Origin of the sequence: Amaricoccus sp. (assembly GCF_017995835.1) — a bacterium.
GTDB lineage: Bacteria > Pseudomonadota > Alphaproteobacteria > Rhodobacterales > Rhodobacteraceae > Amaricoccus.
On the sequence record NZ_JAGOID010000055.1, the window covers coordinates 1 to 21,953 of the forward strand.

The 21,953-nt window shown below is 71.9% G+C and carries 18 protein-coding genes; 5 read left to right on the forward strand and 13 right to left on the reverse strand.

From position 1 onward, the window contains the following. Window positions 1-119: 119 nt before the first annotated feature. From KBA23_RS10000 to KBA23_RS10035, 8 genes are all read right to left on the reverse strand, one after another. Window positions 120-890, reverse strand: a complete 771-nt coding sequence (locus KBA23_RS10000; protein ID WP_290740178.1) for an ABC transporter ATP-binding protein — start codon at window positions 888-890, stop codon at window positions 120-122. Further along, a complete protein-coding gene (locus tag KBA23_RS10005) occupies window positions 887-1,708 on the reverse strand; it encodes an ABC transporter permease (protein WP_290740181.1) in 822 nt (273 codons plus the stop codon). The genes KBA23_RS10000 and KBA23_RS10005 overlap by 4 nt, the downstream gene beginning before the upstream one ends. Then, the gene (locus KBA23_RS10010) at window positions 1,705-2,697 is read right to left on the reverse strand and encodes an ABC transporter permease (protein WP_290740184.1); all 993 of its coding nucleotides are present in this window, start codon (window positions 2,695-2,697) and stop codon (window positions 1,705-1,707) included. Before KBA23_RS10010 ends, KBA23_RS10005 begins: the two co-directional genes overlap by 4 nt. A gap of 20 nt (window positions 2,698-2,717) precedes the next feature. Further along, the gene (locus KBA23_RS10015; protein ID WP_290740187.1) at window positions 2,718-4,328 is read right to left on the reverse strand and encodes an ABC transporter substrate-binding protein; all 1,611 of its coding nucleotides are present in this window, start codon (window positions 4,326-4,328) and stop codon (window positions 2,718-2,720) included. A 449-nt stretch (window positions 4,329-4,777) separates the two neighbouring features. Beyond that, window positions 4,778-6,556 carry a monovalent cation:proton antiporter-2 (CPA2) family protein gene (locus KBA23_RS10020; protein ID WP_290740190.1) on the reverse strand — a complete coding sequence of 593 codons (1,779 nt, stop codon included), beginning with the start codon at window positions 6,554-6,556 and terminating at the stop codon, window positions 4,778-4,780. Between the two features lie 3 nt (window positions 6,557-6,559). Next, complete coding sequence (gene hydA / locus KBA23_RS10025; RefSeq protein WP_290740193.1) at window positions 6,560-8,020, reverse strand: dihydropyrimidinase; 1,461 nt, start codon at window positions 8,018-8,020, stop codon at window positions 6,560-6,562. Then, window positions 8,017-8,343, reverse strand: coding sequence for a hypothetical protein (locus KBA23_RS10030; RefSeq protein ID WP_290740196.1), 327 nt, complete (start codon window positions 8,341-8,343; stop codon window positions 8,017-8,019). The genes hydA and KBA23_RS10030 overlap by 4 nt, the downstream gene beginning before the upstream one ends. A gap of 59 nt (window positions 8,344-8,402) precedes the next feature. Then, window positions 8,403-9,653 carry a Zn-dependent hydrolase gene (locus tag KBA23_RS10035; RefSeq protein ID WP_290740199.1) on the reverse strand — a complete coding sequence of 417 codons (1,251 nt, stop codon included), beginning with the start codon at window positions 9,651-9,653 and terminating at the stop codon, window positions 8,403-8,405. Window positions 9,654-9,802: 149 nt separating this feature from the next. Between KBA23_RS10035 and KBA23_RS10040 the strand changes: the two genes are divergently transcribed. Continuing rightward, on the forward strand, window positions 9,803-10,720 hold the full coding sequence (locus KBA23_RS10040; RefSeq protein ID WP_290740202.1) for a hypothetical protein: 918 nt from the start codon (window positions 9,803-9,805) through the stop codon (window positions 10,718-10,720). Window positions 10,721-10,963: 243 nt separating this feature from the next. Here the strand turns inward: KBA23_RS10040 and KBA23_RS10045 are convergent, their stop codons facing one another. Next, window positions 10,964-11,290, reverse strand: a complete 327-nt coding sequence (locus KBA23_RS10045; protein WP_290740205.1) for a hypothetical protein — start codon at window positions 11,288-11,290, stop codon at window positions 10,964-10,966. Beyond that, the gene (locus KBA23_RS10050) at window positions 11,290-12,642 is read right to left on the reverse strand and encodes an aspartate aminotransferase family protein (protein WP_290740208.1); all 1,353 of its coding nucleotides are present in this window, start codon (window positions 12,640-12,642) and stop codon (window positions 11,290-11,292) included. Before KBA23_RS10050 ends, KBA23_RS10045 begins: the two co-directional genes overlap by 1 nt. Window positions 12,643-12,788: 146 nt before the next feature. Here KBA23_RS10050 and KBA23_RS10055 point away from each other — a divergent pair, with 146 nt between their 5' ends. From KBA23_RS10055 to KBA23_RS10065, 3 genes are all read left to right on the forward strand, one after another. Further along, window positions 12,789-13,412, forward strand: a complete 624-nt coding sequence (locus KBA23_RS10055; RefSeq protein ID WP_290740212.1) for a TetR family transcriptional regulator C-terminal domain-containing protein — start codon at window positions 12,789-12,791, stop codon at window positions 13,410-13,412. 69 nt (window positions 13,413-13,481) lie between these two features. After that, window positions 13,482-14,330 (forward strand): sulfotransferase, encoded by an 849-nt coding sequence (locus KBA23_RS10060; protein ID WP_290740216.1) that lies wholly within the window; start codon window positions 13,482-13,484, stop codon window positions 14,328-14,330. Between the two features lie 313 nt (window positions 14,331-14,643). After that, the gene (locus KBA23_RS10065; protein ID WP_290740219.1) at window positions 14,644-15,837 is read left to right on the forward strand and encodes a serine hydrolase; all 1,194 of its coding nucleotides are present in this window, start codon (window positions 14,644-14,646) and stop codon (window positions 15,835-15,837) included. A gap of 93 nt (window positions 15,838-15,930) precedes the next feature. Here KBA23_RS10065 and KBA23_RS10070 read toward each other — a convergent pair whose 3' ends face one another. The 3 genes from KBA23_RS10070 to KBA23_RS10080 all read right to left on the reverse strand — a co-directional run bounded on the left by KBA23_RS10070 (window position 15,931) and on the right by KBA23_RS10080 (window position 19,328). Beyond that, complete coding sequence (locus tag KBA23_RS10070; protein ID WP_290740222.1) at window positions 15,931-17,586, reverse strand: alpha/beta-hydrolase family protein; 1,656 nt, start codon at window positions 17,584-17,586, stop codon at window positions 15,931-15,933. A 1-nt stretch (window position 17,587) separates the two neighbouring features. Beyond that, entirely contained in the window at window positions 17,588-18,514 is a 927-nt protein-coding gene (locus KBA23_RS10075; protein ID WP_290740225.1) for a tyrosine recombinase XerC, read from the reverse strand. A 103-nt stretch (window positions 18,515-18,617) separates the two neighbouring features. Then, window positions 18,618-19,328, reverse strand: a complete 711-nt coding sequence (locus KBA23_RS10080; protein WP_290740229.1) for a DUF484 family protein — start codon at window positions 19,326-19,328, stop codon at window positions 18,618-18,620. Window positions 19,329-19,512: 184 nt separating this feature from the next. Between KBA23_RS10080 and KBA23_RS10085 the strand changes: the two genes are divergently transcribed. After that, entirely contained in the window at window positions 19,513-21,699 is a 2,187-nt protein-coding gene (locus tag KBA23_RS10085) for a primosomal protein N' (protein WP_290740232.1), read from the forward strand. Window positions 21,700-21,953: the final 254 nt, after the last annotated feature.

A 21,953-nucleotide genomic window follows, 5' to 3' on the forward strand; every position in this document is an offset into this window, starting at 1 on the left:
CTCGCCCGGGCCTGGATACGCGTGCTCTGGCGCACCTGGACGGACGGCGCCCTCTACGACCCGGCGCTGCACAGCGCCGCGGTCGCCCACAATACACTCGCAGCTTGACACAGGGTGTCTCATGCCGACCGCACCAGAGGCGGGGTCGCGAGATCGATCTGCGCCGCCAGAAGCGCGCGCGTGTAGTCCTCCCGCGGGGACGCGAGCACCTCGCGCGCCGCGCCGACCTCGACGAGGTGCGCGTCGTGCAACACCGCGATCCGGTCCGCCAGCGTTCCCGCCAGCGCGATGTCGTGGGTGACGAACAGGAGCGTCATGCCCGCCGCCTGGCAAAGCTCGCGGAGGAGCGCGACGATCTCCGCCTGCACCAGCACGTCGAGCGCCGAGGTCGCCTCGTCGGCGATCAGCAGCTTCGGCCCCCCCGCGACGGCGAGGGCGATGGCGATCCGCTGCGCCTGCCCGCCGGAAAACTGGTGGGGATAGGCCGCGAGCGCCCGGTCCGGCTCCGGGATGCGCACGCGCGCCAGCAGCGCTGCGGCCCGCTCCCGCGCCTCGCGCCGCCGCAGCGACAGGTTCGCCCGCAGCGCCTCGACCAGATGCGCCCCCACTGAAAGCAGCGGATCGAGGCTCGCGCCCGGCTCCTGGAAGACGTAGCCGACGTCGCGCCCCGGCCGCGGCGGGCCGTCCTGCCAGCCGATCTCGCCCGCGACCGCGGTCCCCTCGGGCAGAAGCCCCGCCACGGCGCGAGCCAGCGTCGACTTGCCCGAGCCGGATTCGCCGATCACCGCGAGCCTTTCGCCGGCGTGGACGTCCAGCGTCACGCCCGCCAGCGCCGCCCGCCCGGCCCCCGGATAGCGCACCGAAACCCCGCGCAGGGCGACGAGCGTCACCGCCGCCTCCGTCCGGCGAGAACGTCGCCCACCGCCTCGCCCACGAGGTAGATCGACACCACCGTCGCCACGAGCGCCAGTCCCGGAATGATCGACAGCCAGGCCGCCGAACGCAGCTGGTTGCGCCCCTCGGCGATCATGCCGCCCCAGGTCACGACGTTGGGATCCCCGAGCCCGAGGAACGACAGCGCCGCCTCGGTCAGGATCGCCCCCGCGACGATCACCGAGGAGACGGCCAGCACCGGCGGCAGCGCGAGCGGCATCACCTGCCGCACCGCGATCTCGACCGGGTGCATCCCCGTCACCCGCGCCGACGCGACGAAATCCGCCTCGCGCAGGCTCAGCACCCGGGCCCGCGACAGTCGCGCCGGCCCGGTCCATGCCCCGAGCGCGATCGCCACCGCGACGACGAGGAGCGATGGCCCCGCCACCGAGACGAAGGCGAGCGCAAGCAGGAAGCCCGGCACGATCTGGAAGGCGTCGACGACCCGCATCAGCCCCTCGTCGACCAGCCCGCCGGCGAAGCCCGCCGCCGTCCCGACGGCCATGCCGACCGCGACCGCCACGAGGGCCGAAACAACGCCGATGGTCACCGAGGTGCGCGCGCCGTGGATCAGCCCGGCCAGCAGGCTGCGCCCCAGCCGGTCCGTTCCGAGGGGAAGGGCGGGGTCGGTCAGGGGCGGGATCAGCGGCCGCCCGGCGATCGCCAGCGGATCGCCCGGCGACAGCGCCGGCGCAAGGGCGGCCACCGCCACGAGCAGGAGAAGAAGCGCCCCCCCGACCCGCGCCTCCGGGCGGCGCGCCAGTTCGCGGATCACCCCCGCCCCCCGCGCCCCGAGCCGATGCGCGGGTCCAGCCAGCCACAGGCGAGGTCGACCGCGAGGTTCGCCGCCACCACCATCACCGCGCTGACGAGGATCACCGCCATCAGCAGCGGCGCGTCGCGGCCGGCGACCGCCTCCTGCGCGAGCCGGCCGAAACCGGGGATGCCGAAGACGCTCTCGATCACCACCGAGCCGCCGATCATCGACGCCGCCTGCAACCCCAGCATGGTCACGAGCGGCAGGAGCGCGTTGCGCGCCGCGTGGTTCAGGGCGACCCGCCAGGACGAGACGCCCCGCGCCCGCGCGGCGAGCGTGTAGTCCTGCCCCCAGGCCTCGACCATCCCCGCGCGCATGACCCGAAGGAAGAGCGCGAGGTAGATCGTCCCCAGCGCCGCAACCGGCAGCACGAGATGGCGCGCGACGTCGGCGGCGCGGGCGAGGCCCGTCGCTCCGGAGGCGATCGTCTCGATCCCGGAGACCGGCAGCCATTGCAGCCGCACCGCGAACACGACGGCGAGCACCAGCCCCAGCCAGAAGCTCGGCACCGAGTAGAGCATCAGCGAGCCCCCCGACAGCAGCCGGTCGATTGCCGAGCCCGGCCGCCGGCCCGCGACGATCCCGAGCGCCGAGCCGGAGGCGAAGGCGAGCGCGGTGGCGCTTCCCATCAGCCAGAGCGTGTTCGGCAACCGCTCGGCGATCACCGCGCCGATCGGCCGGTTCAGCGCCACCGACCATCCGAGATCGCCGCGCGCGAGCTGGCCCAGCGTCAGCAAAAGCCGTGCGAGCACCGAGCGGTCGAGGCCGTAGCGCGCCCGCAACTCCTCGGCGAGGGCAGCGTCCCCGCCGCCGATCGACACGAGATAGGCGTCCACCGCGTCCCCGCCCGCGCTGTCGAGAAGCAGGAACACGCCTACGACGACGATCAGCAGCACCGGAACGCTGCCGGCCAACCGCCGAAGCACCAGACGCGCCAGGCGCGGCATCGAGCGATCCTCGACGCGCCTCAATCCGCCAGCCCGACGTCCGCCCAGTTCGACACCGCCCAGCGCGGGTTCGTCGCGATGTTCTCGACGCGGTCGGAGGCGACCGAGGTGAACGACCAGTCCGCGACGTTGATCAGCGGCAGGTCCGCCGTCACCAGCCTCTGGAACTGGTGGTAGAGTTCCACCCGCGCCCCGGGATCGAGCGTGACCAGCGCCTCGTCCACCACCCTGTCGATCTCCGCGTTCGCGTAGCCGCCCTGGTTCGAGAACGGCACACCGTCGGGAACCCCGGAGCGCACGAGGATGGTCGTCGAGATCGCCGGATCGCCGCGAAAGACCGTGGGCGCGATGGCGAGGTCGAAGGCGTGCTCGGTATACACCGCCTTCTGGTGACCCGCGCTGTCGTTCGCCACGATCGTCGCGTCGATGCCGATGGCGGCGAGCGCCCGGCGCAGGTAGTCGCCGAACTGCTTCGTCTCGTTGAAATAGGGCGCCGGCAGCAGGCGCAAGGCGACGCGCGTCCCGTCCGCGCCGCGCGCAAAGCCCGCCTCGTCGAGAAGCGCGTTCGCCTTCGCGACGTCGAAGTCGTAGATGGTCACGTCGTCGGTATGGAACTCCGGCGCGTTCGCCGGGACGGGGCCGGTCGCCGCCGTCGCGTAGCCGAGGAAGATCGTGTCGAGCACGAAGGCCTTGTCGATCGCGTGGGCGATCGCCTGGCGCACCTTCAGTTCCTTCAGGTGCTCGTTGCGATGGTTGATCTCGACGACGAGCTGGTAGGTCAGCGCCTCGTAGCCCTTCGTCACCACCTCGAGCCCCGGAACCTTGCCGATCCGGTCGAGCTCGACCAGCGGAACGGCGGAGAAGGCGGCGAGCTGGATCTCGCCCGCCTCGAGCGAACTCGCCGCCGCGGCCCGGTCGGGCAGGACGCGGAAGACGACCTCGTCCACCCGCGGCTCGCCGGCGTTCCAGTAGGCGGGATTCTTCCTCAGCAGATAGTACTCCCCCGGCCGGTGCTCGCCCCAGACGAAGGGACCGGTGCCCACCAGCGCGGCGTTGGCCGGGTTCTCGGCGATGTCGGTCCCCTCGTAGACGTGCTTCGGCAGCACGGCCGACACCACGGGCAGGGCATTGGCGATCAGCTGCAACGGCATCGGCTTCGCGAAGCGGAAGACCGCCGTATGATCGTCCGGCGTGTCCACCGCCTCCAGGTTGGCGAAGACGCCACGTCCGATGTTCTGCAAGGGCTTCCAGACCTCCATCGCCGAGAACGCGACGTCGGCCGAGGTGAAGGGCTTGCCGTCGTGCCAGCTCACCCCCTCGCGCAGTGCGAAGGTCACGCTCGACCCGTCCTCGGAGCCCTCCCAGCCGGTGGCGAGCAGCGGCCGCAGGCCGCCGTCGTCGTAGGAGGCCTCGGCAAGCGGCTCGATCACCTTCGACGCGATGAAGAACACCCCGTTCGACGCCACGATGGCCGGGTTGAGCTGGCGCGGCTCGCTGTCGGCCGCCGCCACGAGACGGACCGCCCCGGCCGCGAAGCCGAGACGCGGCAATGCGGTCGATCCGAGCAGCGCCGCCGCGCTGCCCAGCAGGCTCCGGCGAGAGATCAGGCGACGGGAGAAGAGTGCACGCATGGCCGTTCGTCCTCGAAGGAAACCCGCGACAGGGTTCGCGACGCTGGCGCCAGTCGGCCCCGGACGCAAGAGCCCCCCGAACCCGCCGGACGGCCGGGGACCGACCGGCGCCGGCGCCGCGACCCCCCTTAATGCCGGCGGGCTCATGAAGCGACTCGCGGGCCTTTTTGACCGTCAAAACTTTTATCGTGTGTATTCAGATAGTTACCCTGATATCACGCGTGTTAGCCCGTGTTGCGCCGGGTGGCCTGGTAGGCTCGCCGGTATCAGGCATTCATACTGGCATGAAGCCAATAGAGCAGACGCCTCCCCGCCAAGGGGCGGGAGAGCCAAAGGACTCGCGGCCGCTCCGCCAGGGAGGCAGCAAAGGCGGCCGACCGTCAGCGCCGTCCGAGCGGGACCGCCTTGCGGGGTTCTCGAGGACGGCGGCTCCCCCCGCCGGCGGGGCGCTACTCCCGTGCCTCGATGTTGCCGCAGAGCAAGCCCACGCCCGCCCGCAGGCCGCCGACCAGCTCGAGCTCGACGCGCTCCGCGTCGCGCCGGCGGACATCGGCCATCGTCTCCGCGATCTCGGCCTCACCGATCCCGAGCCGGCGCAGCGCCTCCTCGCCAGCCAACAGCGCCGATCCGAGCGTCTCGCGGATCTGCCAGTCGGCCCCGGCCCCCATGACCTCGAGCGCGTGCTCGCGGTCGAAGGTCCGGACAACCAGCGGCGTCAGCGGGAACCCGGTCTTGACGAGCTCGGCGATCCTGACCGCCGCCTCCCGGTCGTCCACGGCGCAGATGATGATCTCCGCCCCGTCCGCCCCCGCGGCATGCAGGATGTCGAGCCGCGCCCCGTCGCCGTAATAGACCTTGAACCCGAAGCCCGCCGCGGCCTGGATCATCTCCGTGTCGGTCTCGATGATCGAGATCGAATAGCCCCGCGCCAGCAGCGGCTGGCTGACGATCTGCCCGAACCGCCCGAAGCCGATCAGCAGCACCGACCCGCTCAGCCCCTCCGCCGCCTCCACCCCCTCCATGGACGGCGCGGCCGCCCGGGCGAAGCGGTCATGCAGGATCACCATGACCGGCGTCAGCGCCATCGAGACGATGATGATGGCCGTCAGGTTGGCGTTCGCCTCCGCGTCGATGATCCCGAAGGCGAGCGCCGCGGCATAGAGCACAAAGGCGAACTCGCCCCCCTGCGCCATCAGCATAGCCCGCTCCAGCGCCTCCCGCTGCGACGCCCGGAAAGCGCGCGCCACCGCGTAGATGCCGGCCGTCTTCAGCGCCATGAACGCGACCACCGAAACCGCGATCAGCCCGGCGTTCTTCACGATGATCCCGAGGTCGAGCGCCATGCCGACGCCGAGGAAGAACAGGCCGAGCAGGATGCCGCGGAACGGCTCCACGTCGGCCTCGAGCTGGTGGCGGAAGGTCGACTCCGACAGCAGCACGCCGGCGAGGAACGCCCCCATAGCCATCGAGAGCCCCGCCGTCTGCATCAGGAGCGCCGCCCCGAGCACCACGAGCAGCGCCGCCGCCGTCATCACCTCGCGCGCCCCGGCGCGCGCGAGCAGGCGGAACAGCGGATCGAGCAGGTAGCGCCCGGCGAGAACGAGCCCGGCGATCGCCGCGAGCCCGATCGCCACCGCCACGAGCCGGGCGGCGAGCGTCGTCTCCTCGTGCCCCGGCGCGAGGAAGGCGACGAGCGCCAGCAGCGGCACGATGGCGAGGTCCTCGAGCAGCAGGATCCCGACGATCCGCCGCCCGAACGGCTGGTTGAGCTGCCGCCGCTCCTCCAGCATCTGCATCACGATCGCCGTCGAGGTCAGCACGAAGCCGGCTCCGGAGACGAACGACGCCGAGGTCGGATAGCCGAGCGAGACCCCGACGACCGAAAGCAGCGCCATGCAGACGAGCACCTGCACGAGCCCGAGCCCGAATATGTCGCCCCGCATCGCCCACAGCCGCGACGGCTGCATCTCCAGCCCGATGATAAACAGGAACATCACCACGCCGAGCTCGGCGACGTGGATGATCGCCTGCGGATCGTCAAAGAGCCTTAGCCCCCAGGGCCCGATCGCGAGGCCCGCGGCGAGATAGCCGAGCACCGAGCCGAGGCCGATCCGCTTGAAGAGCGGCACCGCGATCACCGCCGCGGCGAGCAGGACGACGACCGGCACGATATTGAACCCGTGCGCCGCCGCGGCCTCGGCCGCGTGCCCGGCAGCCGTGTCCGCCACTGCTCAGACGCCCGAAGTCAGGTTGGCGAGGTCGCGCACCACCTGCCGCGGCGCGGTCAGCTCCTTCCACTTCGCCAGCGCGGAGGCGACCGGCGGGAACGGCTTGCGCTCAATGAACTTTCCCCGACCCGGCTCCGGATCGGCGTTCGCCCCCGCGGACCAGATCACCTCGCCCCGCGAGAGCGTGTAGCGCGCCGTGGCGCTGACCTTCATGCCCTCGAAGACGTTGTAGTCGATCGCCGACTTCTGGTGCGCCGCCGTGATCGTCTTGCCCGCCTTCGGATCCCAGACCACGATGTCGGCATCCGCCCCCACCGCGATCGCGCCCTTCCGCGGATGCATGTTGAGGATCTTCGCTGAGTTCGTCGAGGTCACCGCCACGAACTCCTCCGGCGTCAGCCGCCCGGTCTCGACGCCGTAGGTCCAGACCACGCTCATCCGGTCCTCGAGCCCGCCCGTGCCGTTCGGGATGCGGGTGAAGTCGCCGATCCCCGCCTTCTTCTGCTCGGTGGTGAAGGCGCAGTGATCCGTCGCCACCACCTGCAACGACCCGGCCGCCAGCCCGGCCCAGAGCCCGGCCTGATGCTCCTTGCCCCGGAACGGCGGCGACATCACGCGCCGCGCCGCATGGACCCAGTCCTTCGACTGGTACTCGCTCTCGTCGAGCACGAGGAACTGCGCCAGCGGCTCGCCATAGACCCGCATCCCCTTCTGCCGCGCCCGCCGTATCGCCTCGTGGGTCTGCTCGCAGCTCACATGCACGATGTAGAGCGGGCAACCGGCCGCGTCGGCGATCATGATCGCCCGGTTCGCCGCCTCGCCCTCCACCTCCGGCGGGCGCGAATAGGGATGCCCCTCCGGCCCGGTGATCCCCTCGGCGAGCAGCTTCTGCTGCAAGGCCGCGACCACGTCGCCGTTCTCGGCATGGACGAGCGGCAGCGCTCCCAGCGCCGCGCAGCGCCGGAACGACGCGAACATCTCGTCGTCGTTGACCATCAGCGCGCCCTTGTAGGCCATGAAGTGCTTGAAGGTGTTCACCCCCCGCCGCACGACCTCGGCCATCTCGTCGAAGAAGCGCTCGTTCCAGCCGGTCACGCACATGTGCCAGGCGTAGTCCCCGACGGCCTTGTCCTTCGACTTCGCCGCCCAATCCTCCCACGCGGCGAGCATCGACCCGTCCGGCGCCGGGATGCAGAAATCGACGACCGTCGTCGTCCCCCCCGACGCCGCCGCCACCGTGCCTGTGTAGAAATCGTCCGTCGACGACGTGCCCATGAAGGGCATCTCCAGATGCACGTGCGGATCGATGCCGCCCGGCATGACCAGCGCGCCGGAAGCGTCGACCTCCTCGTCGCCCTTCAGCCCCGGCCCGATCGCGGCGATCCTTTCGCCCTCGACCAGTACGTCCGCCTCAAAGCTCCCCTCCGCGGTGACGATCGTCCCGCCCCGGATGACCTTGCTCATCGCCCCTGCCCCTCCGCCTCCGCGAGCGCCGCCCGCAGCGCCTCGATGTCGGCCGCCTCCGGCTTCAGCCCGGCGCGCAGCCCCTCCGCCACGATACGCATCGCAAAGCCGAGGTCCATCGTCACCGCCGCCGCCCGCCCCCCGAGCGAGCAGGTGAGCGCCCCGTCGGCGATCTCGCGGCGATAGGCGTGGACATGCGCCATGCCGGGCGGGTCGAAGAAGACCAGCGCCTCGGCGCCCGCCGGCTCGCCGAAATCCGCCTCGAATCCATGGAGGCGGACCGTCGCATCCCCGACGATGATCCCGAGACTATCGAACGCCATCTCGCGCCCCGGTCAGGCGCCGAGGAGGCCCAGACGCTGCTCGGCTCGATCGCCTCATATCACTCTACCACCCCCGCCGTCTCCAGCACGGCATGGAACAGCACGTTCGCGCCCTTCTCCGCCCAGTCGGGGGTGATCTCCTCGGCCTCGTTGTGGCTGAGGCCATCGACGCAGGGACACATCACCATCGTCGCCGGCGCCACCCTGGCCGCCCAGCAGGCGTCGTGCCCTGCGCCCGAGATGATGTCGCGATGCGTGTAGCCGAGCCGCTCCGCGGCGCCGCGCACCCGCGCCACCAACTCCGGCGCGAAGGTGACCGGGTCGAAATGCCCCACCGCCTCCACCGCGCAACCGACGCCGAGCCGGTCGCAGATCGCCGCTGCCTCGCGCTCGATGCGCGCCCGCATCCCGTCGAGCTTCGCCTGGTCGGGCGAGCGGATGTCCACCGTGAACACCACCCTGCCCGGCAGAACGTTGCGCGAGTTCGGATGGAACCTGACCTGCCCGACGCCGCCAACCGCGTCGGGCTGGCTCTCCATGGCCACGGTCTGCACCATCTCCATGATCCGCGCCATGGCGAGGCCGGCGTTGACCCGCATCGCCATCGGCGTCGAGCCGGTATGCGCCTCCCTGCCGGTCAGGGTGAACTCGAGCCACCACAGCCCCTGGCAATGGGTGACGACGCCGATGTCGCGGCCCTCGGCCTCGAGGATCGGCCCCTGTTCGATGTGGAGCTCGAAATAGGCGTGCATCCGGCGCGCGCCCACCTCCTCGTCGCCCTTCCAGCCGATGCGCTCCAGCTCCTCGCCGAAGAGCTTGCCGTCGAGATCGGTGCGGCCATAGGCATGGTCGAGGTCGATCACGCCGGCAAAGACGCCCGACGCCAGCATCGCCGGGGCGAAACGCGCGCCCTCCTCGTTGGTCCAGTTCGTCACCACGACCGGGTGTTTCGTGCGGATGCCGAGGTCGTTCATCGACCGCACGGCTTCGAGCGCGCCGAGGACGCCGAGAACCCCGTCGTAGCGTCCGCCGGTCGGCTGGGTGTCGAGATGGCTCCCGACATAGACCGGCAGCGCATCCGGGTCTTCGCCGGCGCGGGTCGCGAACATGGTGCCCATGGCGTCGACGCCCATCTCGAGCCCCGCCGCGTCGCACCAGCGCTTGAACAGCGCGCGGCCCTCGGCGTCGGCGTCGGTCAGGGTCTGGCGGTTGTTGCCGCCCGCAACGCCCGGTCCGATCTCGGCCATGTCCATGATGCTCTGCCAGAGCCGGGCGCCGTCGATCTTGAGGTTGTCGCTGGGGGCGGGCATCGCCGGCTCCTTCGGGCTTCTGCGGGGCTTCCGCCTTTTGTGTAGGTCGCCGGGCCGCGGCTCCGCAAGCACGGGATTTTTGGCCGCATCCGGGCTAGTCTGGAGGGGGAATCGGCGCCGCAAGCGCCGGGGGAAGGGAGGGTTGGACCATGAAGAACAAGGGATTGCTGACCATCGCTGGCGCGGTGGTGCTGTTCCTTCTCGGCCTCGTCATCGGACTCGCCGCCGGCGGGCCGAGCACGGAGGACATCGAAGCGGCTGTCGGCAAGCGGCTCGACGAGGCCGCTTCCGCGCAGAACGAACGCCTCGCCGCCGTCGAGGCCGGGGTCGACGGGCTGAAATCCGACCTGGCCGGACGGCTCGAAGGGCTCGGCGCCGGCGTCGAGGCAGGCAAGGACGCGGTCGCCGGCATCGGCGAGAACGTGGCCGGTCTCGGGCAGTCGATCGCCGCCGCGGTGAAGACCGCCTCCGCGGACCAGCTCGCCGCGCTCGAAAGCGGCCTCGCGAGACTGCGCGACAGGATCGCCGCGCCCGCCCCGACGGCCGAGCCCGCCGCCCCTGACGCCGCAGCTCCGGCCGCCGCGGCCACATCCGCGCCGGTCGAGGGCTTCGGCCCCGGCGAGACCGGCGTTCTCGCTGACGGCGCGGTGCGCGTGTTCGTCTCGCGGATCGACGACGCCGACCATTCGGCCACCGTTCGCGTCAACGGCAAGGATCTCGTGCTGGCGATGGGCCAGCCGCAGACGCTCGTGTCCGATGCGGGCGAGTGTCGCCTGACGCTGGACGCCGTCGGCGGCGGCAAGGCCGCCGTCTCCGCCGCCTGCGGCGACGCGCTGCCCGCCCCAGAGGGCGCGAGACCGGGCGAAACCGTGGCGCTCGGCGACGGCCTGCGGGTCTTCGTCTCCCACGTCTCCGACAGCGGCGCCCGCATCGCCATCAACGGCACGCAGATCCAGACCGTCGGCATCGGCGAGTCGGTCGAGGCCAGGGTCGGCGAAACGACCTGCTCGGTCAGCGTCACCGGCGTGGACCGCGGGCACGTGGCGCTGACGGGCTCCTGCGGCTGATGGTCAGGGATGGGCGGCGCCGCGCGGCGGCGCCGTCCGTCCCCGCCGGGAGCCTGGCGGGACCACGGCGCGCCGGGGACGGCGCGTCGCACGTGTCATACCGGCGACTCTACCAGGCCACCCGGCGCAACGCGGGCTAACACGCCTAACACGCGTGATAGATAGGGTAACTACCTGAATACGCACGGTAAAAATGCTAACGATCAAAAAAGGTCCGCGAGTCGTTTCGTGAGCCCGCCGGTATCAGTCCGGGACCAGACCGAAGTGCTTCGCCGTCCTCGAGATCGACGCGCAGTGTGCCGCAAGGGAGCTCCGGCTCATCTCCCGAAGGCTGAACGCCTGTCCCTGCGTCATGACGGAGAGCGTCGAAGCGAAGCTCATGTCGTCGGCAGGGACGGTCGTCTCGATCAAAGCCTGTATTGCGGCCTGATCATAAGTCATGCCGCACGCCTCCTCGCTGGCGAGGATCATGCCGAGATCGTTGGCGAAGCTCATGCTCTCCATCTCGCTCCAGGCGTGGGCCCCCGAGCAGGACAGCGCGCCAGCGAGGATCGCTGCGGCGCGCAGCATCAGTTCAGGCGCTTCAGCACATCCCCCAGCGTGCCGATCAGCTCGTCGATCTGGGCCTTCGAGATGATCAGCGGCGGCGACATGGCGATGATGTCGCCGGTGGTGCGGATCAGCGCGCCCTTGTCGTAGCAGTCGAGGAAGGCCTGGAACGCGCGGCGCGTCGGCTCGCCCGCGATGGGCTCCAGCTCGACGCCGGCGATCAGGCCCTCGTTGCGGATGTCGATCACGTGCGGCAGGCCGCGAAGCGAATGCACCGCCTCCTCCCAGTAGGGCGCGAGTTCCGTGGCGCGCTCGAACAGCGCCTCCTCGCGATAGGTCTCCAGCGTCGCGAGCCCCGCCGCCGCGGCGATCGGGTTTCCGGAGTAGGTGTAGCCGTGGAAGAGCTCGATCATGTGCTCGGGCCCCGACATGAAGGCGTCGTGGATCTCGGCGGTGACCAGCACGCCGCCCATCGGGATCACCCCGTTGGTCACTCCCTTGGCGATGGTGATCATGTCCGGCGTCACGCCGTATTTCTGCGAGGCGAAGGCCGCGCCCATGCGCCCGAAGCCGGTGATCACCTCGTCGAAGATCAGCAGGATCCCGTGCTTCTTCGTGATCGCCCGCAGCCGCTCGAGATAACCCTTCGGCGGGATCAGCACTCCGGTCGAGCCTGCCATCGGCTCGACGATCACCGCCGCGATCGTCGAGGCGTCGTGCAGCGTCACGATGCGCTCCAGTTCGTCGGCCAGCTCGGCGCCGTGCTCCGGCTGGCCCTTCGAGAAGGCGTTCTTCGCCGGCAGATGCGTATGCGGCAAATGGTCGACGCCGGTCAGCAGCGTGCCGAAGAACTTGCGGTTCGAAACGATGCCGCCGACCGAGATGCCGCCGAAGTTGACGCCGTGATAGCCGCGCTCGCGCCCGATCAGCCGCGTCCGTGTCCCCTGCCCGATTGCCCGCTGATATGCGATGGCGATCTTCAGCGCCGAGTCCACCGCCTCCGAACCCGAGTTCGAGAAGAACGCGTGCGCCATCCCTTCCGGCGCGATGTCGACCAGCCGGTTCGCGAGCTCGAAGGCCTTCGGATGGCCCATCTGGAACGCCGGCGCGTAGTCGAGCTCCTCGACCTGCTCCTGGATCGCCTTGACTATGCGAGGCCGCTTGTGGCCGGCGTTGCAGCACCAGAGCCCCGCGGTCCCGTCGAGCACCCGTCGCCCGTCGGAGGTGACGTAGTGCATGCCGTCGGCCGCCACGAACATCCGCGGCGCCTTCTTGAACTGCCGGTTCGCGGTGAACGGCATCCAGAAGGCGCGCAGATCGTTGGGCGCCACGGTCGACTGGGCCGTGGAAACGGAAGCGGAGCGCTGCGACATCGCCGGGATCCCCTCGGGTCCTCCGGGGTGTGCGATTCTGGCTCGACCCCTCGGGACGTCTGGTGTCTACTTGACCAAGCGGTCAAAACCGGACGCTAGCACCCCCGGGGCGAGCGTCAAGCGCATTCGAGGGAGACGTTGACCCGATGAGCCGCGCCGCCTCGCGCCGCAACCCGACGCGCATCCAGCGCGCCAAGACCGAGGCGATTCTCGGGGCCGCGCTCGACGTCTTCTCGGCCCACGGGTTCCGCGGCGCGACACTCGACCAGATCGCCGAAGCCGCGGGCCTGTCGAAGCCCAACCTGCTCTACTACTTCGCCTCCAAGGAGGAGGTGCACCGGGCGCTGCTCGAGCGCCAACTCGACGACTGGCTGGAGCCGCTCCGCCGCATCGACCCGAACGGCGACCCGGAGACCGAGATCCGCGCCTATGTCCGGCGCAAGATCGGGATGGCGCGCGACTTCCCACGCGAGAGCCGGCTTTTCGCCAACGAGGTGCTCCAGGGCGCGCCGCATATCGCCGACGTCCTCGCCGGCCCGCTGCGCGCCCTCGTCGACGAGAAGGCCGCCGCACTCCGCGCCTGGGCGGCCGAAGGGCGCATCGCGCCGGTCGACCCCCGCCACCTGATCTTCTCGATCTGGGCCGCGACCCAGCATTACGCGGACTTCGACGTGCAGGTGCGCGCGGTCCTCGGCGGGGACGACCCGGCCCGCTTCGACGAGGCGCGCGCCTTCCTCGAACACCTCTTCGCCAACGCGCTTCGCCCGTAGCGGAGGGCTTGCGCCGGGGCGTCCCACGATGTTCGCTCTCGGGGACGCGCAACCGGCCCGGATCCGCCCATGCCCCGCCTGCATTTCATCGCCGGCCTGCCACGGTCGGGCTCGACGCTGCTCGCGGGGCTGTTGCGGCAGAACCCGCGCTTTTCGGCGGCGATGACCGGGCCGGTCGGGGGGCTGGTGGGGACGCTGCTCGATGCGATGAGCCCGCGCAACGAGGCGGCGGTGTTTCTCGACGAGGCCCGGCGCCGGACGATCCTGAAGGCGGTGATCGAGGCCTATTACGCCGGCGAGGACGGTCGCGAGGTGATCTTCGACACCAACCGCATCTGGTCGGCCCGGCTGCCGCTGATCGCCGCGCTTTATCCGGAGGCGAAGGTGCTCGCCTGCGTGCGCAGCGTCGCCTGGATCATGGACAGTTTCGAGCGGCTGGTGCGGAAGAACGCCTTCGAGCCGTCACGGCTTTTCGTCACGCCCGAGGAGCGCGCCACGGTCTACAGCCGCACCGAGGCGCTCGGGCATCGCGACCGGGTGGTCGGCTTCGCCTATTCGGCGCTGAAGGAGGCCTATTACGGCGAAATGTCCGACCGGCTGCTGCTGATCGACTACGACATTCTGACGACGAAGCCCGAGGCCTGCCTGCGGCTCGTCTACCGCTTTATTGGCGAGGACTGGCATCCCCACGATTTCCAGAGCGTCGAGTACGACGCGCCGGAGTTCGACGGCCCGCTCGGCGCGCCGGGGCTGCACCGCGTCTCCGGTCCGGTGCGCGCGGAGAAGCGCAAGACGGTGCTGCCGCCGGACCTCTTCGACCGCTTCGACCGGCTGACCTTCTGGAACGACCCGACCGGCACCGCCGCCTGGCGCATTGCGCCGGAGAAGGCCGCCGGGGGGAACGGGGCGGGATCCTGAGCCCCGGGATTTGTGCAGGCGGCGCAGCGGGTTGGACGGATTGCGCGATGCACAACTCATGCACGAACCATGCACAACTCATATGCATGGCAAATCACTCGAGTATCGGCCCTTGCGGTGCGACGCCACGCGCCCGACGCTACCTATTGCTGACTTCCGACAGGCCGTCCCGCCCGGGTATCGTGCCGGCAAGGCGGAGCCGCCACGCGGGCCGCGGCTCACGGGGATGATCCGCGACCGGCGACGCCATCCTCGAACGTGCGCGCGTCTCGGACCCCGAGCCGCGAACCAGTCGACCCGAGAGGAGGGAGCCATGACCGACCTGAAATCCGCCTGCGACGCCGTGCTCGACGGGGTGACGCGTGGCAGCCCGCGCGTGCCGGGCGTCGTCGCCATGCTCACCGACCGCGACCGCACCATCTGGGGCGGCGCAGCCGGCGAGCGCACGCTCGGCGGCGCGGCGATGACCGAGGACACCGTCTTCGCCGTCTTCTCGACGACCAAGGCGATCACCGGCGCCACGGCGCTCCAGTGCGTCGAGGAGGGGCTCCTCGACCTCGACGCGCCCGCCAGGGAGTACGCGCCGGCCATCGGCCGTCTCCAGGTGCTCGACGGCTTCGAGGCCGACGGCGCGCCGCGCCTGCGGGCGCCGAAGAGCGACGTCACCACGCGGCAGCTCATGCTGCATGTCGGCGGCTTCGGCTACGACTTCTTCAACGAGAACTACGCGCGGATGGCCAGGGAGCACGGCCAGCCGAGCGTCGTCACCTGCTCGCACGCCTCGATCGAGACGCCGCTGCTGTTCGATCCCGGCGAGAAGTGGGAGTACGGGTCCAACATCGACTGGGTCGGCCAGGTCGTCGAGGGCATCCGCGGCAAGCGCCTCGGGGCGGTGATGCGCGAGCGCGTCTTCGACCCGCTCGGCATGGCCGAGATCGGCTTCACCCGCAGCGCGGCGATGAAGGCGCGCACCGCGGCCATCCATGCGCGGGGCGCCGACGGCAGCCTGACCCCGCTCGAGTTCGCCCTGCCCGATGCGCCCGAGGTCGACATGGGCGGCCACGGCCTCTACGCCACCGTCGGCGAGTACATGAAGTTCATCCGCATGTGGCTGAACGACGGCGACGGTCCGAACGGCCGCGTGCTGAAGCCCGAGACCGTCGGCTGGGCGGTTAAGAACGGCCTCGAGGCGCATCAGAAGGTCGGGATGCTGCCCGGCGTGATCGCGAGCCTCTCGAACGACGCCGAGTTCTTCCCGGGTCTGGCCAGGGGCTGGTCCTACACCTTCATGACCGTGGAGGAGGAGGCGCCGACCGGCCGGCCGGCGGGCGCGATCGGCTGGGCGGGACTCGCCAACCTCTTCTACTGGATCGACCGGCAGAACGGCCTCGGCGGCTTCTGGGCCACCCAGGTCCTGCCCTTCGCCGATCCCGTCTCCTTTTCCGGCTACCTCGACTTCGAGACGGCCGCCTACCGCCACCTCACCCGCGCCGGAGCGGCCGCCTGACCTCGCATCCCGGACTTTCGGACCCGTCGCAGGGGGGGGCCGGAGTGGATCTCCGGCCGGACGCTGCTCGCCGGCGACGGGCGCCCCCGGCGCTCAGGGCTCGAAGGGGCTCGGGCGGGCGGCCAGGATCGCCCCGAGCGCGGCGGCGCGCTCGGGGCTCCAGCCGGGCGGGTCGAGGAGGGCGGCCCAGGCGTGGATGTAGTCGCGGGCGATGTAGGCATGGCCGAAGCCCGGGACGTCGAGCGAGATCGCGCTGTCGAGGCCGAGCTGGAACAGCGTCACCACCGGGAACCAGCCTAGCTCCGGCGCCACGTCGGGCGCCCGCGGCGGCGTCAGCCATGCCGGCTGGCGCCAGGCCGCGGCGGGATCGAACCAGACGATCGGGTCCGAGCCGTAGTTGAGGAACACCATGCGGACCGGCCCCCAGGGCGCGAAATCGCCGTCGAGGCCGCCGAACTGGTCGAGGCTGCGCACGAGCGAGCCGTTGCCGAACTGCGGCCGCCAGGCGGGCGAATCCTTGCGCCGCCGCTCCAGCACGTAGCGCCAGTAGGACGAGAAGAACGGCGAGCCCGCCCACATCGCCCCGTCGATCGGGTCGGCGAGCATGTCGAGGAGGGGCAGCGTCGCCTGGCTGTTGAAGGCGCCCTGGCTGAGCCCGTGGACGTAGAGCTTCGGCCGGCTCTCCTTCGGCAGCGTCGTCCAGTGGCCATAGACCGCGTCGAAGAGCGCGCGCGACTGCGCCACGCCGTAGGAGGGGTGGGCGACGAGCGCCAGAACGCTGGTCAGGTAGGAATACTGCACCGCGACGGTGGCGACGTCGCCGCCGAGCATGAAGTCGAGGCTGTCATGCGCGCCCGGGTCCATCCAGCCGGTGCCGACCGGCGGCGTGACGACGAGGACCGCGCGCTCGAAGGCGCCCTGTCGTATCAGTTCGGCCAGCGCGATCTCGGCGCGCTCCTCCGGCGTGTCGGCGGCGCGGCGGCCGACATAGACGCGGATCGGCTCCATCGCGCCGGGTCCGGCGAAGGCGGCGATCTCGTCGCGCGTGGGCGCGGTGGCGACGAAGTCGCGGCCGAAGCGGCCCATCTCGTCCCAGAGGACGCGCGAGCCGGGGCCGCCGGTGTGCATCGGGTCGGTGGGCGCCGGCTGGTCGGGACGGATGAAGACGTCGGCGGCCTCGAAGGAGGCGTCGGCGACCTCGAAGAGGCGGCGCACCAGCACGCCGTCGATGAGCGCCCAGGCGAGCCAGAGGGCGAGGACGAAGCCGATCGCCTGCCCGATCCGGCGCGGCGCCAGCCGCGACGCGGTCCGGTCGATCCGCCGGCGCAGCACGCCGAAGAGCCGGAACAGGAGCCAGAGGACGCTGGCGACGAGCGCCGCGACGACGGCGATGGTGGTCGGGTGGATGGCCTCGACCGGCGGCAGGTCGAAGACCCGCCGCGTGGCGTTCTGCCAGTCGGCCGAGCGGGCGATGCCGTAGCCGGCGATGGCGAGGGCTAGGGCCGCCGCTCCGGCGAGGAGCCGGCGATGGCGGCGCGGGTCGGGGACGGGCAGGTCGAGAAGGCGCCAGATCACGGCGAGAAACGCTCCGGCCTCGTAGCCGATGGCGCCGACGACGCCGCCGAGGACGCCTTGCAGCAGCGGCGCGCGGGGCACGAGCGAGGGGGTGAGCGCGGTGGCGAAGAAGATCGCGCCGACGAGTAGGCCGACGGGGCTGAGGCTGCGCCACGAGGGCCGGGGCGCGGGCATTCTATCCTCGCGCCTTGGGGTGGGCGGCGAGGTAGCTCTCCATCAGCCGGGCCTGGTCGACGCCGGTGTAGACCTGCGTGGTCGCGAGCGAGGCGTGGCCGAGGAGCTCCTGGATCGTCCGCAGATCACCCCCCGCCTCGAGGAGGTGGGTGGCGAAGGAGTGGCGCAGCGCGTGCGGGGTCGCGGTGGCGGGCAGGCCGAGCTGGCGGCGGGCGGCGGCCATGGCGCCCTGCACGAGCCGCGGGTTGAGCGGGCCGCCGCGGGCGCCGAGGAAGAGCGGCGCGGCGGGCCCGGGCGCGAAGGGGCAGAGCGCGCGGTAGGACTCGACGGCCCGGCGGGCGACGGGGAGCACCGGCACCAGCCGCTCCTTGCCGCCCTTGCCGCGGATGCGCAGGGTCTCGCCGAGGGGCGCGTCCCCTTGCGTCAGCGACAGCGCCTCGGAGATGCGCAGGCCGCAGCCGTAGAGCAGCGTCGCCACCGCCATGTCGCGGGCGCCGACCCAGGATTTCAGGCTCTGGAGTTCGATGGTCTCGATCAGCGCCTTGGCCGCTTCGGGGGCGACGGGGCGCGGCAGGCGGGCCTTGCGGCGGGGTCCGCGGGTGGCGGTGACCGCCGGGGCCTCGGCGCCCTCGGCCTCGGCGAGCCAGGCGTGGAAGCTCTTGACCGCCGAGAGCGAGCGGGCGAGCGAGCGGGCCGAGAGGCCGCGGTTGCGTTCCTCGGCCATCCAGGCGCGCATGTCGGTGGGGCCGACCTCGGCGAGGCGGGGGGCGCCGCAGGGGCCGCCCCAGTGCCGGGCGAGGAAGCCGAGGTAGCCGGAGACGTCGCGGCGATAGGCGGTGATGGTCCGGGGGCTCGCGCCGCGCACGGCGGAGAGCTGGGCGAGCCAGCGCGCGAGCAGGTCGGTCGCGGCGGCGCTCGCCTCGGTCACGGCCACGGCCGCCGGACTGCGTCCGGCCGCCGGCCCGGCGCGGCGACGCGATGCGCGCAGGCGCCCGGCCCCGTCCGGCGGATCGTCGCGGCGGGGGGGCGCGTCACGCCAGCCAGCGGCGGAGCGTTCGCTCGAAGACCCCGGCGAAGAACGCGAGGAGGTCGACGCCCTGGTCGGGATGGAAGCGGTTGGGGTCGATGGCGCCGAAGGCGAGCAGCCCCGCGAGGTTGCCCTCGCCGAGGTCGAGCCGCATCAGCGCCTCGCAACGGATCGCCTCGGCGTCCTGCCCGTAGAGGTTCGGACCCGCGGGGTCGCAACGGCGCAGCGTCACCTTGCGCGGGCCGAGGCCGCGGCCGCGGGTCACGTAGCCGCCAACGCCGCCGGCGGGCAGCGCGATCACCGTTCCGCGCAGCGGTCCGGAGGGGCCGAGGGGCTGGCCGGGTTCGGCGGCGGGCGCCTCGAGCCCGAGACGGATGACGTCCACTCCGAGGATCATCGCCACGTCGCGGGTCAGCACCCGCAGGAAGCCGGCGAAATCGGCCGGATCGAGCAGCGCGAGGCAGGCGCGGTGGACCTGGTTCATCCCGGCGACGTTCTCGTAGGCCGCGGCCAGCACCTCGCGGTGGGTGTCCTCGAGCCGGTCGAGCCGATCCTCCAGCCGCTCGACCAGCACGCCGCGGAGGTCGACGACGTTGCGCCCGGCGGCGCGGCGGTCGGCGGCGAGGAGCGCGCGCATGAGCTGGTCGTCGCCGAGGATCACGTCGGGGTCGGACAGGATGCGCTCGCGCAGCCAGGCGGCGGAGTCCTCGGTCATCTCTGCTCCTCTCGCGCGATCATGGCGGCGGCGGCCCGGTTCCGGGTCGCGCCGGCAGCGGTCCCGGCGGCCTTCGCGAAGGGTGTCATCGGCCTGCCCTCTCCGATCCCGGGCCGCGTCAGCCCTTGTGGTTTGCCGGGATACTAGCCCAAGGTCTTGCGCGATGGAACAGTGGACTCACGCCATGCGATCGTTCGCGGAGGGCGAGCCGGTCGCGGTGGCGCTGGCCGAGGGCCTCGACCGGCCGCTCGACTACCGCGCCCCGGCGGGCGGCGTCGCGGCCGGAGATTTCGTCGTCGCTCCGCTGGGGCCGCGGCGGGTTCTCGGCGTGGTCTGGGGGTCGGCGACGGGCGAGGTTCCCGAGGCGAAGCTGCGCACGCTCGTCGGGCGTCTCGACGTGCCGCCGATGCGGCCGGAGATGCGGACCTTCCTCGCGCGCGTGGCGGACTACACGCTGACGCCCCTGCCGGCGATGGTGCGGCTCGCCACGCGGGCGCCGGGGCTCGGGGAGCCGCCCTCGGCGCGGCCGCTCTTGCGGCTCTCGGGCCGCGAGCCGGACCGGATGACGCCGGCGCGGGCGCGGGTGTTCGCCGCCTTCGCGGAATACGGCAACCTCGGTTTCGCGCCGGCGGAACTCGCCCGCCTCGCCGGCGTGGGCGGCGGCGTGCTGAAGGGGCTGGAGGCGCAGGGGGTGATCCTGCGCGAGACGACGTCGCGCGATCTTCCCTATCCGGCGCTCGACCCCGCCGCGCCGTCGCGGCCGCTCTCGGCCGACCAGGACGCGGCGGCGGCGGCGCTGCGCGCGGCGGCGGCGGCGGGCAGGTATTCGGCGACGCTGCTGAAGGGCGTGACCGGATCGGGCAAGACCGAGGTTTATCTCGAGGCCGTCGCGGAGTGCCTGGCGCGGGGGCGGCAGGCGCTGGTCCTCCTGCCGGAGATCGCGCTCTCGGTGGAGTTCCTCGACCGGGTGGAGGCGCGGTTCGGGGCGCGGCCGGCGGAGTGGCATTCCGGCGTGACCCAGACCAACCGCCGGCGCGCCTGGCGCGCGGTGGCGGAGGGCGAGGCCCGGCTGGTCGTCGGCGCGCGCTCGGCGCTGTTCCTGCCCTTCGCGCGCCTCGGGCTCGTCGTCGTCGACGAGGAGCACGACGGCTCCTACAAGCAGGAGGACGGGGCGCTCTACAACGCCCGCGACATGGCGGTGCTCCGGGCCTCGATCGAGGGCGCGGCGGTGGTGCTCGCCTCGGCGACGCCCTCGCTCGAGAGCTGGGCCAACGCCGCCTCGGGCAAGTACGGGCGGCTCGACCTGCCGGAACGGTTCGGGACCGCGAGCCTGCCGGAGATGGCGGCGATCGACATGCGGCTCGACGCGCCGCCGCAGGGGCGGTGGATCTCCGAGCCGCTCCGCGAGGCCGTCTCGGCGCGGCTGGCGGCGGGGGAGCAGGCGCTGCTGTTCCTGAACCGACGCGGCTATGCGCCGCTGACGCTGTGCCGGGCCTGCGGCGTGCAGGTGGGCTGCACGCAGTGCGACGCGCGGATGGTGGAGCATCGCTTCCGGGGGCGGCTGGTCTGCCACCAGTGCGGGGCGACGCGGCCGATCCCGACCGTCTGCCCCTCCTGCGGGGTCGAGGGGCGGATGACGGCGCTCGGGCCCGGGGTGGAGCGGCTGGCCGAGGAGGCGGCGGCGCTCTGGCCGGAGGCGCGGGTGGCGATCCTGTCCTCGGACCTCGCCGACGGGGCGGGCTCGCTCCGGGCGCGGATCGAGGCGATCGCCGCGGGCGAGGCCGACCTCGTCATCGGGACGCAGCTCGTCTCGAAGGGCCACAACTTTCCGTTGCTGACGCTCGTCGGGGTGATCGACGCCGATCTGGCGTTGCAGGGGGCCGACCTGCGCGCGGCGGAGAAGACCTTCCAGCTGATCCGGCAGGTCGCCGGCCGGTCCGGGCGGGCGGAGCGGCGCGGCGCGGCGCTGATCCAGACCTGCATGCCGGAGCATCCGTGCCTCCGGGCGATCCTGACCGGGGACGACGAGGGCTTCTGGCGCGCCGAGGCGGCGTTGCGCGAGCGCGCCGGCGCGCCGCCCTACGGGCGGATGGCGGGGATCGTGGTCTCGGGCACGGACGAGGCGCGGGTCTGGGACGTCGCCCGGGCGCTGGCGCGGGCGGCGGCGCCGCTGCGGGCGGCGGGGGCGACGCTGTGGGGGCCGGCCCCTGCCCCGATCGCGCGCATCCGCGGCCGCCACCGGGTGCGGCTGCTGGCGCAGTCGCCGAAGGGGGTGGCGTTGCAGGCGGCGCTCAGGGCCTGGCTCGCCGGGGTTCCCGTGCCGTCGAACGTGCGGGTCGGGGTGGACGTGGACCCGCAGACATTCCTGTGAGGCAAGCGGCTGAAACGGCGTGATTTTATCTGGCTGGAACGCGGCTGGAACCGGGCTGGAATCAGGCTTGCCACTTTTTCAGGATTCGACAAGGCTTCGGCACAGTCCGGCGCTCGGGCCGCTGGTATGATACCAGCGGCGTGAAGCTTTGACTCTGCGAGGGATTCACACGAATGCCGGTTGCTGGTTCACTCCGTTCGCGAGGCGGGGAGGATCGGGATGGCGGTGGAGATCACGCGGACGGAGCTTACGGC

Bases quoted from the DNA above. Each gene is read 5' to 3' on its own strand.
- KBA23_RS10010 (WP_290740184.1), bottom strand. From the start codon at position 2,697: ATGCCGCGCCTGGCGCGTCTGGTGCTTCGGCGGTTGGCCGGCAGCGTT.
- KBA23_RS10015 (WP_290740187.1), bottom strand. From the start codon at position 4,328: ATGCGTGCACTCTTCTCCCGTCGCCTGATCTCTCGCCGGAGCCTGCTG.
- hydA (WP_290740193.1), bottom strand. From the start codon at position 8,020: ATGAGCAAGGTCATCCGGGGCGGGACGATCGTCACCGCGGAGGGGAGC.
- KBA23_RS10030 (WP_290740196.1), bottom strand. From the start codon at position 8,343: ATGGCGTTCGATAGTCTCGGGATCATCGTCGGGGATGCGACGGTCCGC.
- KBA23_RS10035 (WP_290740199.1), bottom strand. From the start codon at position 9,653: ATGCCCGCCCCCAGCGACAACCTCAAGATCGACGGCGCCCGGCTCTGG.
- KBA23_RS10040 (WP_290740202.1), top strand. From the start codon at position 9,803: ATGAAGAACAAGGGATTGCTGACCATCGCTGGCGCGGTGGTGCTGTTC.
- KBA23_RS10045 (WP_290740205.1), bottom strand. From the start codon at position 11,290: ATGCTGCGCGCCGCAGCGATCCTCGCTGGCGCGCTGTCCTGCTCGGGG.
- KBA23_RS10050 (WP_290740208.1), bottom strand. From the start codon at position 12,642: ATGTCGCAGCGCTCCGCTTCCGTTTCCACGGCCCAGTCGACCGTGGCG.
- KBA23_RS10055 (WP_290740212.1), top strand. From the start codon at position 12,789: ATGAGCCGCGCCGCCTCGCGCCGCAACCCGACGCGCATCCAGCGCGCC.
- KBA23_RS10060 (WP_290740216.1), top strand. From the start codon at position 13,482: ATGCCCCGCCTGCATTTCATCGCCGGCCTGCCACGGTCGGGCTCGACG.
- KBA23_RS10065 (WP_290740219.1), top strand. From the start codon at position 14,644: ATGACCGACCTGAAATCCGCCTGCGACGCCGTGCTCGACGGGGTGACG.
- KBA23_RS10070 (WP_290740222.1), bottom strand. From the start codon at position 17,586: ATGCCCGCGCCCCGGCCCTCGTGGCGCAGCCTCAGCCCCGTCGGCCTA.
- KBA23_RS10080 (WP_290740229.1), bottom strand. From the start codon at position 19,328: ATGACCGAGGACTCCGCCGCCTGGCTGCGCGAGCGCATCCTGTCCGAC.
- KBA23_RS10085 (WP_290740232.1), top strand. From the start codon at position 19,513: ATGCGATCGTTCGCGGAGGGCGAGCCGGTCGCGGTGGCGCTGGCCGAG.